Source organism: Capnocytophaga sp. oral taxon 863 str. F0517, assembly GCF_000466425.1.
Taxonomy (GTDB): Bacteria; Bacteroidota; Bacteroidia; order Flavobacteriales; family Flavobacteriaceae; genus Capnocytophaga.
Genome location: NZ_KE992087.1, coordinates 73031 through 87201, shown reverse-complemented (window position 1 = coordinate 87201; position 14171 = coordinate 73031). Strand labels below are relative to the sequence as shown.

The 14171-nt window shown below is 45.1% G+C and carries 12 protein-coding genes and 1 tRNA gene; 3 read left to right on the top strand and 10 right to left on the bottom strand.

All coding sequences use genetic code 11. The annotated features are described in order from the left end of the window. The 9 genes from HMPREF1551_RS01415 to HMPREF1551_RS01375 all read right to left on the bottom strand — a co-directional run bounded on the left by HMPREF1551_RS01415 (window position 1) and on the right by HMPREF1551_RS01375 (window position 10793). Entirely contained in the window at window positions 1-1992 is a 1992-nt protein-coding gene (locus tag HMPREF1551_RS01415) for a penicillin-binding protein (RefSeq protein WP_231374944.1), read from the bottom strand. A gap of 4 nt (window positions 1993-1996) precedes the next feature. Further along, window positions 1997-2329 (bottom strand): FtsL-like putative cell division protein, encoded by a 333-nt coding sequence (locus HMPREF1551_RS01410; RefSeq protein WP_155851596.1) that lies wholly within the window; start codon window positions 2327-2329, stop codon window positions 1997-1999. Further along, window positions 2319-3245 carry a 16S rRNA (cytosine(1402)-N(4))-methyltransferase RsmH gene (gene rsmH / locus HMPREF1551_RS01405; RefSeq protein WP_021627210.1) on the bottom strand — a complete coding sequence of 309 codons (927 nt, stop codon included), beginning with the start codon at window positions 3243-3245 and terminating at the stop codon, window positions 2319-2321. The genes HMPREF1551_RS01410 and rsmH overlap by 11 nt, the downstream gene beginning before the upstream one ends. Further along, window positions 3232-3696, bottom strand: coding sequence for a division/cell wall cluster transcriptional repressor MraZ (locus tag HMPREF1551_RS01400; RefSeq protein WP_034544060.1), 465 nt, complete (start codon window positions 3694-3696; stop codon window positions 3232-3234). The genes rsmH and HMPREF1551_RS01400 overlap by 14 nt, the downstream gene beginning before the upstream one ends. Before the next feature lie 280 nt (window positions 3697-3976). After that, entirely contained in the window at window positions 3977-6100 is a 2124-nt protein-coding gene (locus HMPREF1551_RS01395) for a peptidylprolyl isomerase (protein WP_021627207.1), read from the bottom strand. A 190-nt stretch (window positions 6101-6290) separates the two neighbouring features. Beyond that, window positions 6291-7535, bottom strand: a complete 1245-nt coding sequence (locus HMPREF1551_RS01390; RefSeq protein WP_021627206.1) for a hemolysin family protein — start codon at window positions 7533-7535, stop codon at window positions 6291-6293. Between the two features lie 50 nt (window positions 7536-7585). Continuing rightward, window positions 7586-8083, bottom strand: coding sequence for an LPS export ABC transporter periplasmic protein LptC (gene lptC, locus HMPREF1551_RS01385; RefSeq protein WP_316928726.1), 498 nt, complete (start codon window positions 8081-8083; stop codon window positions 7586-7588). A 65-nt stretch (window positions 8084-8148) separates the two neighbouring features. Beyond that, on the bottom strand, window positions 8149-9468 hold the full coding sequence (locus HMPREF1551_RS01380; protein ID WP_021627204.1) for a tetratricopeptide repeat protein: 1320 nt from the start codon (window positions 9466-9468) through the stop codon (window positions 8149-8151). A gap of 77 nt (window positions 9469-9545) precedes the next feature. Next, the gene (locus tag HMPREF1551_RS01375; protein WP_021627203.1) at window positions 9546-10793 is read right to left on the bottom strand and encodes a hypothetical protein; all 1248 of its coding nucleotides are present in this window, start codon (window positions 10791-10793) and stop codon (window positions 9546-9548) included. Between the two features lie 226 nt (window positions 10794-11019). Between HMPREF1551_RS01375 and HMPREF1551_RS01370 the strand changes: the two genes are divergently transcribed. Both HMPREF1551_RS01370 and murG read left to right on the top strand, forming a co-directional pair. Then, window positions 11020-11095, top strand: a tRNA-Phe gene (locus HMPREF1551_RS01370). An 80-nt stretch (window positions 11096-11175) separates the two neighbouring features. Next, window positions 11176-12249, top strand: a complete 1074-nt coding sequence (murG, locus tag HMPREF1551_RS01365) for an undecaprenyldiphospho-muramoylpentapeptide beta-N-acetylglucosaminyltransferase (protein WP_021627202.1) — start codon at window positions 11176-11178, stop codon at window positions 12247-12249. 128 nt (window positions 12250-12377) lie between these two features. Here the strand turns inward: murG and HMPREF1551_RS01360 are convergent, their stop codons facing one another. Then, complete coding sequence (locus HMPREF1551_RS01360; protein WP_034544057.1) at window positions 12378-13256, bottom strand: cell division protein FtsX; 879 nt, start codon at window positions 13254-13256, stop codon at window positions 12378-12380. Window positions 13257-13612: 356 nt separating this feature from the next. Between HMPREF1551_RS01360 and HMPREF1551_RS01355 the strand changes: the two genes are divergently transcribed. Beyond that, window positions 13613-14167, top strand: a complete 555-nt coding sequence (locus HMPREF1551_RS01355; RefSeq protein WP_021627198.1) for a restriction endonuclease subunit S — start codon at window positions 13613-13615, stop codon at window positions 14165-14167. Window positions 14168-14171: the final 4 nt, after the last annotated feature.

Here is a 14171-nt window from a genome sequence, read left to right as displayed (position 1 = left end):
TTAGTTAAAATCCAGTTTGATTGTTTTTCTACCTCCTATATATTCTCCGCCAGTGATAGATTGGGCAGAAACCTTGGGGGCACTGCCTGAGATCTTGACGGTAAGCCCGAGGTTCTCCATGATAGCGATGGCATCCATGGCATCCATACCGATGACGTTGGGGACGATGGTTTTGTATTTGTCAAGGATCTGATCATATTTTGCATACTTCTTTTCCACTTCCACCGTAGAGGAGTCGATATCCTCAATGGTGTCAATCAATAGGGAGCTGGTATAGATCTTCTGGGCAATACTCTTGAACACAGGGCCGGAAACATCGGCGCCGTAGTAACCTATCTTCTTGTCAGGATTATGAATTACCACGATACAAGAGTACTTAGGATTATCGGCAGGGAAAAACCCAGCGAAGGAGGAAATATATCCGAGCTTGGACTTATCCTTATAGTCCTTCTGTGCGGTACCTGTTTTCCCAGCCATAGAGAAATGGGGGGTATATAGGCTTTTTCCGGTACCATACTTGACGGTATTCTCCAAGACCTTCTTGACAACGGTGGCGGTTTGTTCGCTGCATAGGGTGCTGTTGAGCACCTCTATGTCGAATTTCTGGATGGACTTATTCCAGTGCTTGACCTCTCGGATCATACGCGGCTTGAGCATCACCCCATTGTTGGCAATAGCATTGTAAAAAGTGAGCACCTGTAGGGGAGTCATTTCCACACCATAGCCGAAGGCCATCCACTCTAAGGCGATACCACTCCATCCACGTTGGTGAGGCTGTGGGACGAAGGGTTCCCCTTCCCCAGATATAGAAAGCCCTAACTTTCGGTTGAGGTGCATTTTGTTGATTTTATCGACAAACTTCTTAGGGTTTTTCCCGAAGAGGTCGTGTACCATCTGGACAATAGCGGTATTGGAGGAAAGCTGCATGGCCTTGGAGAGGTTGATCACTCCATATCCTTTTCGGTTGGAGTCCCATACCTGCCTGCCATAGAAGGAGATAACCCCTTTTTTGGTATCGACGGTATAGGTCGTATCAATCTTGGCTTCTTCCAAAGCGGTGACCAAGGAGACGGTTTTGAATACGGAACCCGGCTCGTAGGTTTCCCCTACCGCATAGTTAAATCGTTCGGCATAGGTACCGTCTTTGGTACGGCCGAGGTTGGAGATGGCCTTGATCTCTCCGGTAGCCACTTCCATCACCACGGTACAGCCATGATCGGCCTGATAGGTTTCCAGCTGCTTGAGCAGGGCGTGGTGAGCGATGTCCTGAATATTGATATTGATCGTGGAGACTACATCGTAGCCATCCTTAGGTTCTATTTCATTGCTATCATCGATAGGTTTCCACTGGCCTTGGGCAATTTTCTGTTTCAGATGTCGTCCCTCCACTCCGGAGAGGTATTTGCTAAAAGCCCCTTCGAGTCCCACTTTGAATACATTTCCTTGTCCGTCGGTACGTTCGTAACCCACAATACGGTGAGCGATAGCCCCCAAGGGATATTCGCGAGAGGTCTTGCCTTCTACCACGATACCCCCTTTGTAAGCTCCCAAGGAAAATAAGGGAAACTTACGGATGCGCGCACACTCATCGTAACCTATTCCCTTGGTGATGAGGAAATACTTGTTTTTTTGCTTGCGCGCTTCGGTAAGAGCTTTCTTATAGTAAGAGGCGGGTCGGTTGAAGAACTTTCCCAAGGAATCGCACAAGGCAGGCAAGTGCTCATTGAAGTTCTTTCCGGAGGGGGATAGGGCGTCAAAGTGGATGTCGTAACGGGTGATGGAGGTAGCCAGTAGGCTTCCATCATCAGAATAGAGGTCTCCACGGTTGGCCTCAATAACGAACTCTTTTATGGTATATTGGGCAATGAGTTGCTCGTATTTATCCCCATTGAAATAGAGGCTGATGAGCTTATATGAGATCGCTAAGGCAAAGAGGAAGAGGCCTATCGCCACCATGATGGTGCGCAGGTTCACAATTCTATCTTTGGGCATTTCATTACTCATCTTTGACAATAACCTTTATTTTGTTGGGTGGGGTATGGGACTGTTTCAGTCCGCTATCCTTGAGCGCTCCGAGGATGGAGGACTCAAGCTTGACCTGCTGCAAGCGGGAACGAACTTCGACAAACTCACTTCTAAGATCCTTGACTTCGGCTTCCAATCGGCCGATGGTATATACCTTGTAATCAATAAGGTGTCCGCTATAGATCATAATAATCCCCAGCAATAGTACCAAGGAGATAATCATCCAGTTTTGGTAGGAGCCTTTACCTACTAAGAACTCGGCCTTGAATACATTTACGAATCGTTCTTTAATCCTATTGGTCATCATTTTCATTTTTCACACGTTCGGCCACTCTCAAGGAGGCGCTTCGGGCACGATTATTGGATTGTACTTCGGCTTGTGAGGCTCTGATGGCCTTTCCTACTTTTCTGAAAGGGGTCAGTAGGTTTCCATAGAAGTCCTTTTGGGCTTCTCCGGAGAATTGTCCGTCGCGGATAAAACGTTTTACGGCTCTATCCTCTAAGGAATGGTAGCTGATGAGTGCTATTCGTCCGCCAGGCTTGACGATTTCTGTTAGCTGTAGCAGGAACTCCTCGAGGGCATCGATTTCCTGATTGACCTCTATACGGATGGCCTGATATAGCTGGGCTAACACCTTGTTTTCCTTTCCCTTGGGCAGGAAAGGCAGAACGACCTTTTTGAGCTGTTCGGTGGTTTCGATAGGAGCTGTGCTGCGCTGGGAGACGATCGCCTGCGCCATGGAGCGCGCTTGGGAGAGCTCACCGTAGAGGAATAGCAAATGAGCGAGTTCCTGCTGGCTATACTCATTGACCACCTGAAAGGCGGAACGAGTAGCAGAAGGATTCATCCGCATATCCAAAGCCGCTTCAAATCGGGTGGAGAAGCCACGCTCGGGGGTATCGAACTGGTGGGAGGACACACCAAAGTCGGCCAAGACCCCATCGACCTGTCGTACCCCGTGGAAGCGCAAGAAGCGCTTCAAGTACCTGAAGTTCTCCGGAATAAGGGTAAAGCGCTCATCGTCAATACGGTTTTGTGCGGCGGCAGGGTCTTGGTCAAAGGCCAACAAACGCCCCTGGGGGCCTAAGTGAGCCAAGAGGGCGCGGGAGTGTCCGCCTCCTCCGAAGGTGGCATCCACATATATGCCATCAGGGACTATGGCAAGCCCCTCTATGCTCTCTTGGAGCAAAACCGGTATGTGATAACTATTCCCGTCCATCTTCTCCCATTATCTTTTCGGTCATCTGCATGAAGGTGACCTCGTCTATACTATTATTCTGTGCCTCGAAGGCCTCTTTGTCCCATATCTCAATGAAATTGATCAGGGGGACAAGGACTACTTCTTTGTCGATATGAGCGTATTCAACCAAGGATTTAGGGATGAGAAAACGCGCGGCGGCATCCACTTCTACTTCCTTGACCCCTGCGGTGAATTTGCGCAAATAGTCCAAGTGTTGCTTAGAAAAAAGGTTCAATTTGGTGCGTAGCTTCTCCATAATCTCCTGCCATTCCCCCTGAGGATACAGCTCGATACAGCGATTGAATACGGAAGGCTTCAGTACAAATCCTCTTTCCAACTCTTTGTCCAATAAGCACTTAAGCCCCGAAGGGATGGTAATACGCCCCTTCGAGTCAGCCTTGCACTCATATGTTACGGATGAATGGATCATGAACCTTTTTATTATCGGGTCAAAGATACAAACTTTTTCCCACTTCCTCCCACTTTTTCCCACTTTTTTTATTAACAGAGGAAACGACTAATGACCAATGACCAATGACCAATGACGAGTGACCAATGACCAATGACTAATGGTGAGTGACCAATGACCAGTGACCAATGATGAGTGAGCAGTGAGAGAGAAAGGAATAAGCCTTCCCAAATGTGGGAAGGCTTATTCTATTTTTGATAATCAGTGATTAACCATTAACCATTAATCATTAACCATTATATTAATAGTATTTAGCGCGATCGTCAACTATCTTAGCGGTGCTTTGTAGGGCAGCGGAAAGGTCTTGTGAAGCGCGGTTTATCTTTTGGGTTCTTAGGTTATTGGAGTAAGTAGTGTAGTTGTTGATAGCAGGCGCTATGGTCTTTTGGGTGACTTCTATCACATACACTCCATTGTTACCGGCGATGGGTTTGCTAAGTTTGTTTTCAGGAAGGACGAAGGCTACCCCTACTACGCTGGGTTCGTTGCCTTGTCCGGCAATGATAGGGCTGGCGAGGGTTACGTTCTCACTTAGCTGAATATTGTTGGTTTGTCCGGTAGCTTGGGCGATCTGCTCAAGGCTTGTTCCCTTCATTTTTTCAGTAATTTGTTTTACCTTTTTCTCTTTGATAAGGATAGGTTCCACAATGGCTCTGACATCGTCGGGAGCGGCAAGTCCTTCTTTGATTTTCTTGGTAAGCTGAGCCACTACATAGCCATCTTTGACATCGAAGCGGTGGATATCACCCACTTTGGTATCTTCTTCGAAAGCCCATTTGACAACTTGTCGGTTGCTGCCTAATCCGGGGATATCTTCGGCGAGCGCTTCCAAGTTATTGGCAGGCAATACGCTATATCCTTGTTTGGTTGCGATGGCGGCGAAGTCCTTAGGATTTTTGAGTGCAGCCTCGTTGAAGGCAGTAATATTGGTATATACCTGATTGATTGTAGCGGAAGAAGGCGCTATATTGCGTACAATGGTAGCGAGCTGTACCCCTGCTTTTTGGTCGGTAATCTTAACGACATGGAAGCCGAAGTCAGTTTCCACCAAGCCTACATCTCCTACTTTAGCGGAGAACACATAGTCGTTGAAGGCAGGAACCATTGTGCCAGGAGTGAAGAAGTTCAGGTCACCCCCGTTAGGAGCGTTGGAACTATCGTCGGAATTGGCTTGAGCTAAGGTAGCGAAGTCTTCTCCGGCTTTGATACGAGCCAATAGGCCTTCTGCTTTTGCTTTGGCTTCTTCTTTGGTAAGGGTAGTGTTTTCTTTGCTTGCCATAGAACCTTTGTAAGCGATTAGGATATGGCTGGCTCTTACTTCAGCATTGGGCTTTTTGGCGAGCATGCGGCTATATTTGTAGGCATTGTCTTCTTTGTAAGGGCCATAGAGTTGTCCTACTTCCAAGTTGTAGAGTGCTTCCGCATATTCTCCGAATAGCTTTTCACGACTTACGTAGAGGCTATCAAAAGGTACATCGGAGTTATCATTGACAAAGTCAGGCACCTCTTTTTTAGGCATGGTAGCAAAGCCAGGGAGTGTATCGTTCTTCCCAGTGTTCGCATTATAGAGGATTTTAGGCGCATCCAAGGCCTTAAGAGCCTCTTCTATTCCCTTGATATCCTCAGCAGAAGCGGTATTGGAAGCCAAGACGAACTGTAGGTTGCGCATTTGCTTTTGTTCGAATTGCTTTTTGTGAGCTTTGATATAGTCCTCAATCTCCTTGTCAGATACTTTCACCAAGCTATCAGCGATAGAGGCGTAAGGTACTGCTACATACTTGAGGCTCACCTGGTCGGACTGTTTGTGATATTCATTTTCACCATCCTTGAAGGTAACGCCCAGTGCGGAGCGGATAAGGTTGAGGTAGGTTTCACGCTTGGCATTGTCGATATAGGATTTCTCCTCGGCTTGCCATTGCTTATACACGGTAGGGTTCATGGTTTTGAGTTCGGAGATGAATTGGGCGAACTTTGGTGCGGAGAAGGCACCTTTTTCATCTTGGAACTGAGGGTTTTGCGCATAGCTGGGCACTTTGGAGATCATGTCGATCACCTGTTCTTTGCTTATGGAGATACCCAATTTCTCGAACTGTTGGTCAATGATACGGCTCTGTACGGCTTGTTCCCAAAGAGCATTGACGATATACCCTTGGCTAATGTTGCCGCCCATATTGCGCATCGTATTTTCCACCTGGGTGGAGAAGTCCATATAGGAGATTTTGTCCCCATTGACACTTCCGATAACCAATTGGTCACGAGTGGTAGGACTATTGAAGATGCCAGAGATCACAAAGGCAAAAAGTGCTAATCCTATCACGAGGATTAGGAATACAGTTCTTTTTCTGATTTTTTCTAAAACGGCCATTTTATAGTTTTTAGTTCTTAGTTTTTAAGGATGAGTCCATAGAGACTAATCAAGGTGCGAAATTACAAATTTTCTATGAAATTAGAAAAAAATGTTAGTGATATTTTTTAACAACGATGTAAATGGTTGGTTTTTAAGTTTTTAGTGGTTAGTTTTTAGTGATTAGTGGTTAGTAGCTAATTCCTAACCTCTAATCATTAATAAGCACCCTTACGGTAACCACTTTGTTGTCCGTAACTTCTTCGACCAAGAAGCGATAGTTTTCGGTGGTGACTTCCTCATTTTTGTGAGGGATGGACTCATGAATGGCAACTACCAAGCCCCCTAAGGTCTCATAGTTTTCGCTTTCGGGGAGGTCAAGCTTGTACTTTTCGTTGAGGTAATCGACTTCCAAGCGAGCGGAGAAGACGTATTCTTTGTCGGAGATTTGCAATTCTTTTTTGAAATTTTGGTCATGTTCGTCCTCAATTTCACCGAAGAGTTCCTCTATGATATCCTCTAGGGTAATCAGTCCGGAGGTACCGCCGTATTCATCGAAGACGATAGCCATACTTTGGTGTTTTTTGATCAGGGTGTCTAAGAGTTTGGAGATATAGATCGTTTCGGGGACGAAAGTGATGGGTCGCAAGAACTCGCGGATGGTCTTGGGGTGCTTGAAGAGGTCAAAGGCATGGACATAGCCGATTACCTCGTCGATATTCTCCTGATAGACTAATACTTTGGAATAGTTGGACTGAACGAAAAGGTCACGAAGGGCATCCACGGATTCATTGATACTGATGGCTATAATCTCGGTGCGGGGTCTCATGATCTCGCGTGCCTTCACCTGAGAGAAGCCCAAGGCATTTTGAAATATCTGTACCTCACTATCCACGGGCTTGTCCTGGGGCATGTTCTCCATTTGTTCGGAGATATAGTTCTCTAACTCCTCCTTGGAGAAAGTCAGCCGAGTGACATCGCCCTGAGTGTTGAAAAACACGTGTAAGATGTTGTCCGACAACCACATGATGAAGGTAGAGATCGGGGAGAAGATCACATAAAAGAAATAAGTAATAGGGCTTAGTACCCTAAGGAGGGTATTGGAATAAATCTGGAAGAAGACCTTGGGGAGGAACTCTCCAGTGATGACGATCACTAAGGTGGAGATGACCGTCTGCCAAAGGACATTATGGAAAGATTCTGGTAGCTGGGCTACGACCAATTTTCCCATTTCGATTCCATAGATTACTAAGGTGATATTGTTGCCTACGAGCATGGTAGCGATAAACTTGGAGGGCTTATGGGTGAGTTTCTCCAAGATACGACCTATGACTCCGCCTTGTTTTTTCTCAATCTCTAAGAGCACCTTATTGGAGGAGACATAAGCGATCTCCATCCCCGAGAAGTAGGCGGAGAGCAGTAGTAGTATGGTAATGATAATCAGTGATGAGGCCATAATTAATGACTAATGACGAGTAACAAGTGACTAATAACTAATCACTAAAATTATTCTTTAATAGGGATGATGCCGGTAATTTTGTGCGCTTTGAGATGGGTAAAACGTTTGTCGAAATCCATACCTATTCCCTTGGTAATGGTTCCCTGTAGGGAGTCGATGTATTCGAAAGGGCGTTCGGTGAATACCCAATCAGAGGTAGCCTGCCAAAAGAGTTGGGAGGTTTTGAGCTGTTTGCCTTCGTAGGTTTTGAGCGATACGCTATCGCGTAGTTCCACCATTTGAGTAGCTAAGTAATAAATCGCATACCTGCCCCGAACGATATTCTCATGTCCTTGTTCGTCATAGAGCCTAAGGGTCAGTCCCTCAGGGAATTCGGTATAGGGGAATTGTTGGTTGGAAAAGTCCTTATTCAGGGAGCTTTCCAAGATGGTTTTCACCTTAGCCGAATCGGTATAGATGAGTTGGAAATCATAAGTTTCTCCGTTGGGGATTTTCTCTGTGGAGGCTTGTCTTTTTTCAGGAGGGGTATCACACGAGAAAAACATTGTAAGGGAACAGGCCCCTACAATGTTCTTTAAGGAAAATATATTTCTTAAGTTAGACTTTCTCATTATAATTGAGGTACCTTAACCGATTTTCCGATCCAACACTTGAAAGTGATAGTTTTTCCAGCCAAGCCAGAGCTAAAGATATCCGCGCGAGAAGGGGCCAGCTTGTCATAGCGGCTAGCTAAGTTCTCCAATCCACCTTTGCGAGCGGTCTCGGCAGCCAGCCAATACACAGCACGTTTTTCGAAAGTAGTGGAGCCACACTCATTGGCCGCATTGGCATAGGCTTGTGCCATAATCTGGTAAGCGGAGGTATTGGAAGGGTTGTAGGACAAGGCCTTCTGTGCATAGCTTACGGCAGTACTTCCGGAGTATTTGGAGGCTATCTTGACTAAATAGATCGATTTCTTAAAGTTATCCTTCTCTAGTTCTACAGCTTGGTTGAAGTATTTGATTGCTTCAGAGGTATTTTTCTGTTTTTCCTTCATGATACCAAGGTATAGGGCAGAGGAGGCAGAGGGGGTGAGCTGATAGAGGCGTTCGACTAATTTGGCAAAGAGCGGGTCGGCAGTACATTCCTTGTCGGACATTCTGGCGGCAGCACGGCGTAACCATTCGGCATTGTCCTTGTTGGCCTCATAGTTCTTCTGATACAGCGGAATAAGGTTGGCACAATCGGCCAATTGTCCTAAGGCTGAATCGACACTTTGGGTGATGTTTTTGAGATTTTCCAAACGGGTACGTGCTACCTGTAACTGAGCTTTTTCCCTGTCATTGAGGCTATTGGACTCTTCCTTAGGGAGGAGCTCGTTGATAAGAGCAGAGAGCTTTCCGTCCTCGTTCTCTATAATTTCGGATACATTGTCATAGATATCGAAAATCTCCTGAACAGGTTTTTTGTTCTGCTTGTATAAGTCAAGAGCAGCGGCAAAGTACTGATAGATAAGGGTATCATCCGAGAAGGCATCCTTATCGATCTTATAGGTTTGGTCAAGGAGTTCGAAGAGCTGATCGCGTGTTCCTTTGTTCTGCTCGACCAAGAGGAAGGCCTGGCGGATATTCTTATCCGCTAAGGAGAACTTCTGTGGGAAATACTTATAATAATTCTCATAGAGATCCTGTAGATCCTTGATATACTTATCCTTATCAGCCCCTTTGGCAATCTTGTCTCTTAGGATACGCTCCCCATACTGGAAGGTAGATTGGTAGAGTTCGGGACAGTGTTCGTAGACATATTTCCAAGGCTCATAAGCGTTGTCATAGTTTTTGAGCTTAGCAGCTTCTACATATACGGAGGCCTTGAGCTGGCACTCCTCTTTTTGGGCAAAGACCCCTAAGGTTCCAGCCAAGAAAAGTAAAGGGATAAAAGTTTTCTTCTTCATTTTTTATCTAAGTTATAGTTAGCTATTAGTTGTTAGTTGTTAGAGATTAGTCACTTGTCACTAGTAATTAGTCACTATTAATGGTATTTTGTTCTTTGGAACCACTTATCACTAAGGGTTAGGGCTACTTTCAGGGTGAAATAGTTTTCCTTCAGTAGAGTCTTGTCGCCTTTTTGTCCCCAAGCCCCTCCTATGGTAGCATTGGAAAGCCCTTGTATAGGGAGACTTACACCAAAAGTTATGCCAAAGTCGTTGATAGGCTGCTCCTTTAGCGTAATTCCGGTATGCTCATAATAGAAGCCGGCTCGGTAAGTTACACGTTTCCAGTATTTTGTATAAGCGGTATTGTGTGGTAAGAAAAATCCACCCAAGGCAAACCGATAAGCGTTTTCATAGGTAACGATAGAGGAGGTCACAAAAGGATTGGAAAAGGCGCTCATTTGGGTATAGTGCAAGCTAGCGCCTACGAACCATTGGGAAGGCTTACCTCCTCCTGCAGAAAGCTCGAAAGAGGAGGGGAGTGTCAGCTTTGTGTTCACCAAGTTAGGGTCGGTGATGGTGCGGCTATCCTTGACCAAGAAATTTCCATTATGAGGTCTTAAAGAGTACAGGGTGAGTGTATTGGTAGCGTTCAATTTAGCTTCAGGTACATAGCTAAGACCTGCGGAAAAGGCATATTCCTTGCCCAAATTACGGTCGTACTGTAAGCCTAAGGCATAGCTACCGCCCCTATAGAGCGACTGACTCTGCTCACGGGAGATGTACAAGAAGGACGGCGAGCTGTAATAGTTGTCGAACTCGGACTTTCCAAAGTTGAACCCTCCGGAGAGTCCCACTCTTAACCCTTGAAGGAACTCATAACCGACGGAAAGGTAAGCCTGATTGACCCCGCCGCTTCCCTCATAGGCGAAATATTGCTCGCGGCCACTTATCTGTTCTTGGCTCTGTAGCTTGTAGCCTATGGAGCTATAAGGGCGTAGCCCCACTGAAACCCCTACCTGCTTATAGACAGGGAAGGAAAGGCTAAGATAGTCCAAGAAGAAGGTACGCTCATTGTAGCTACTTGCAGGGGTGCTCATCTCACGCATATCATAAGAGGTCGATAGCGAAAAGGTGGTACGAGCGAGCCTGCCAAGGGAAGCAGGATTGCGTACATCTACACGTGTAGAATCTACAAAAGCATTCATCCCTCCCATAAGGGCATTTTCTGTATTTCCTTCAAAACGCTTCTCACCCAGTCCGTAATAAGAAAAGGGAGAATTGGTACCCTTCTGTGCATAAACAAAAGAGCAAAAGCACAAGGCAAATACTACAGCTAACCTCATAAAGTCGTTATTATTACAGCTTGCAAATATCCAACTTTTTTGGCTTTTATACAAGAAAAAAATAAAATGGACTTGTTAAAATTTTCCTTCAATAAAAAATGAATTGCTTAATACATTGAAAAACAGTCGAATAAAAAAATAATTACATTTTTTCAAAAAAAATATGGATTTTTGCTTGTAGGTTCGGAAAAAAGTTGTACCTTTGCACCCGAATTAAAACACCAATGGTGCCTTAGCTCAGTTGGTAGAGCAAAGGACTGAAAATCCTTGTGTCCCTGGTTCGATTCCTGGAGGCACCACCATTTGAAAGACATGATTTTACTTTTAGGAACTATCTCCCTCCAGAGATAGTTCTTTTTTTTACAATTATATAGGAGTACTTATGCGAATTATACTCTCCGGTGGCGGCACAGGCGGCCACATTTTTCCAGCATTGGCCATAGCTGATGAGGTCAAAAAGCGTTTTACCTCGGCCGAGATCCTCTTTGTAGGCGCCGAAGGCAAGATGGAGATGCAGCGGGTTCCTCAGGCAGGTTACCCCATTGTAGGGCTTCCGATCCGTGGCCTACAGCGCAAGCTAAGCCTCTCGACCTTAGCCTTTCCCTTTAGGGTAGCCTATAGCTTATGGAAGGCCTATAAGATACTCAAGGAATTTCGCCCAGATATGGTCATCGGTACCGGAGGGTATGCCTCTGCGCCGACCCTAAAGGCTGCCCAATGGCTGGGGATACCCTACTTCATTCAGGAACAGAACTCCTATGCCGGCATCACCAACAAATGGGTAGCCCGAGGAGCTCAAGGCCTCTTTGTCGCCTATGCCCATATGGAGCGCTATTTTCCCCATACCCCCCTGTACCTTACCGGCAATCCTATCCGAAAGGACTTGGTGGAGCTCACCGACAAAGCACCCCAGGCTTTTGCCTCCTTGGGGCTTGACCCACAGGTCTTTACCCTACTAGTAATAGGAGGAAGCCTTGGAGCGAGAAAGATCAATGAGTTGGTCAAGACACATTTGCCCCTATTCCAAGAGAAGAAGGTACAGGTATTATGGCAATGTGGGGCGTACTATTATCCCGAATACCGCTCCTATGAGAGTGATACGGTACGGGTGGTTCCCTTTGTCGAGGATATGAAGGCCGCCTACTCGGTAGCCGATGTGATTATCTCTCGGGCAGGAGCCAGCTCCGTAAGTGAATTGGCCGTGGTAGGCAAGCCGGTTATCTTTGTTCCCTCCCCCAATGTAGCGGAAGATCACCAAACCAAGAATGCACAGGCTATAGCCGACCTTAAGGCAGCTCTTTTGCTCAAGGAAACGGCTATAGCGATGGACTTTGCCCCTATGTTTGCCTCCCTATTGGAAGATGCCTCCCTAAGACAAACCCTTTCCCAAAACTTCAAGCAGTTAGCCCGTCCCCGTGCTACAGAAGAGATTGTGGATCTGATGATTAAGAGTTAAATTCTTGAGAAGTATAGGAGACTTTTTGAGTACTTATATAGAACCCCTGCTTAGAAGTGAGCAGGGGTTTTGTATTGAATAACAATGAGTTAGGTTCTTTAGCACTGAAATCCTATAACCTTAAAAGTTTAGTAATAGAGTTCGTCGGTATGGAGGTTGAGGAAGCGCTGTGCAGCGAAATAGGTACTGATCCAGCTGATAAAGGCTCCGATAACGAATAGGGCGGCAAAGATCCATAGCGAAGCGCTGAAGTGATCTAAAAGCCCCCATTCAGGCCAGGATTGGTTGAGGTAGTATAGGCATAGGCTTAGGGCGATACAGGCCAGTAGGGCACTGAGCAGGCCTAAGGCAATATTGGTGATAATAAACGGCTTGCGGATAAAGGCCTTGGTGGCCCCCACCAGCTGCATGGTTTTGATAATAAACCGCTTGGAATATACCGAGAGGCGTATGGAGGAGTTGATCAGGAGCATAGCCACCAAGGTGAAGATCGCTGAAATAGAGAGGATCACGATGGAAATCTGTTGGAGGTTGGCATGGACTTTCTCTACTGAAGCACGGTCATAGACCACTTCTTTGACGGAGGCGTTCTGCAGGATAGTTTCCTTTATTTCCTCCATTTTTTCAGGAGCTACATAGTCGGCCTTAAGGGTAAGGTCGAAGGAGTTTTTCAAGGGGTTATCTCCGATGGTAGCGATAAAGTCCTCCCCCAATTCATCGATAAAGGACTGTGCGGCCTGCTCCTTGGAGATAAACTGTACTTTTTTGGTATAGCCAGCCATAGAGAGCGTTTTGTGGAGCTGCTGTATGTCGGCTTGCTTGGCGGTATCCTTGAGGAAAACAGACATGATCAGGTTTTCCTTATAGCTATCGGTAAAGTTTTTCGCATTGACCAGCAAAAATCCCAATAACCCCAATAGGAAGAGCACCAGAGTAATACTCAGGGTAACGGAGAAATAGGAAGAGATGAGCTTCCTGCGGTTGTATCGTTCGGTTCGCGTATGCACTTTTTGGGCAAGTTAGAAAATGAGCGTAAAAGTAGTAAAAAACTGGTATATATAAACTGGTTTAGGGGAGATATACAAAAGTTTAACAAGTGTTGAGAATTTTTAGCGGTTGGTTTTTGTACTCAAGTAGATTGACTGGATTGAATTTTAATAGTTTGTAATAGTGCGATTTGTTAAAGTTGATTCGCTTAATAATCAATGATTGTAATGGGTGAAAAACTTTTACCATTTGATAATCAGGGTTTTTGCGGAAAACTATTTTTTGAAAAAATCTACAATAAAAATTTGCACAATTAAATTATTTGTTGTTACTTTGCAATCTGAAAATATAATTGTAGAGATTTTCAAAAAACACCATGAAACCTTTAAAAGAATTAAGTAGAATAGACTTTGGCTGTTATGATAGTGCGCTCTCCAAAGGAGAAATTTTGTACCTACAACTCAAAAATTTTGACGAAAATAATCAATTTTTGGCAAATGTGGATGCCTTTGTAGAGGAAGATGAGAAGTATAACAAAAATCTTCTTTTGGAGGACGATATTTTATTACCCTCTAAAGGTACCCGAATTTTTGCTACTTTGTTTCGAGCGCAATGGGGTAAAGCTGTGGCTTCCTCTATTTTTTATGTATTGAGAGTCGACAGAGCAATTGTATTGCCTGCTTATTTGGCTACTATTCTCAATTTGCCTCAATACCAGCAACAATTATGGCAAATGGGAGGAGGTAGTAATATTTTTTCACTAAGGAAAAAGGAGTTAGAGGACTTGCCAATACCCTTACCTCCTCCTAAAATACAACAACAAATAAGTGATTTAAATCTGTTGTTTCAGCAAAAAAATATTTTAAGACAACAGATGATACAAAAAGAACGACAATTATATCAATCTATTATTCATAAATTAATATCATAATACA

Bases quoted from the DNA above. Each gene is read 5' to 3' on its own strand.
- HMPREF1551_RS01415 (WP_231374944.1), bottom strand. From the start codon at position 1,992: ATGCCCAAAGATAGAATTGTGAACCTGCGCACCATCATGGTGGCGATA.
- HMPREF1551_RS01410 (WP_155851596.1), bottom strand. From the start codon at position 2,329: ATGACCAATAGGATTAAAGAACGATTCGTAAATGTATTCAAGGCCGAG.
- rsmH (WP_021627210.1), bottom strand. From the start codon at position 3,245: ATGGACGGGAATAGTTATCACATACCGGTTTTGCTCCAAGAGAGCATA.
- HMPREF1551_RS01400 (WP_034544060.1), bottom strand. From the start codon at position 3,696: ATGATCCATTCATCCGTAACATATGAGTGCAAGGCTGACTCGAAGGGG.
- HMPREF1551_RS01395 (WP_021627207.1), bottom strand. From the start codon at position 6,100: ATGGCCGTTTTAGAAAAAATCAGAAAAAGAACTGTATTCCTAATCCTC.
- HMPREF1551_RS01390 (WP_021627206.1), bottom strand. From the start codon at position 7,535: ATGGCCTCATCACTGATTATCATTACCATACTACTACTGCTCTCCGCC.
- lptC (WP_316928726.1), bottom strand. From the start codon at position 8,083: ATGTTTTTCTCGTGTGATACCCCTCCTGAAAAAAGACAAGCCTCCACA.
- HMPREF1551_RS01380 (WP_021627204.1), bottom strand. From the start codon at position 9,468: ATGAAGAAGAAAACTTTTATCCCTTTACTTTTCTTGGCTGGAACCTTA.
- HMPREF1551_RS01375 (WP_021627203.1), bottom strand. From the start codon at position 10,793: ATGAGGTTAGCTGTAGTATTTGCCTTGTGCTTTTGCTCTTTTGTTTAT.
- murG (WP_021627202.1), top strand. From the start codon at position 11,176: ATGCGAATTATACTCTCCGGTGGCGGCACAGGCGGCCACATTTTTCCA.
- HMPREF1551_RS01355 (WP_021627198.1), top strand. From the start codon at position 13,613: ATGAAACCTTTAAAAGAATTAAGTAGAATAGACTTTGGCTGTTATGAT.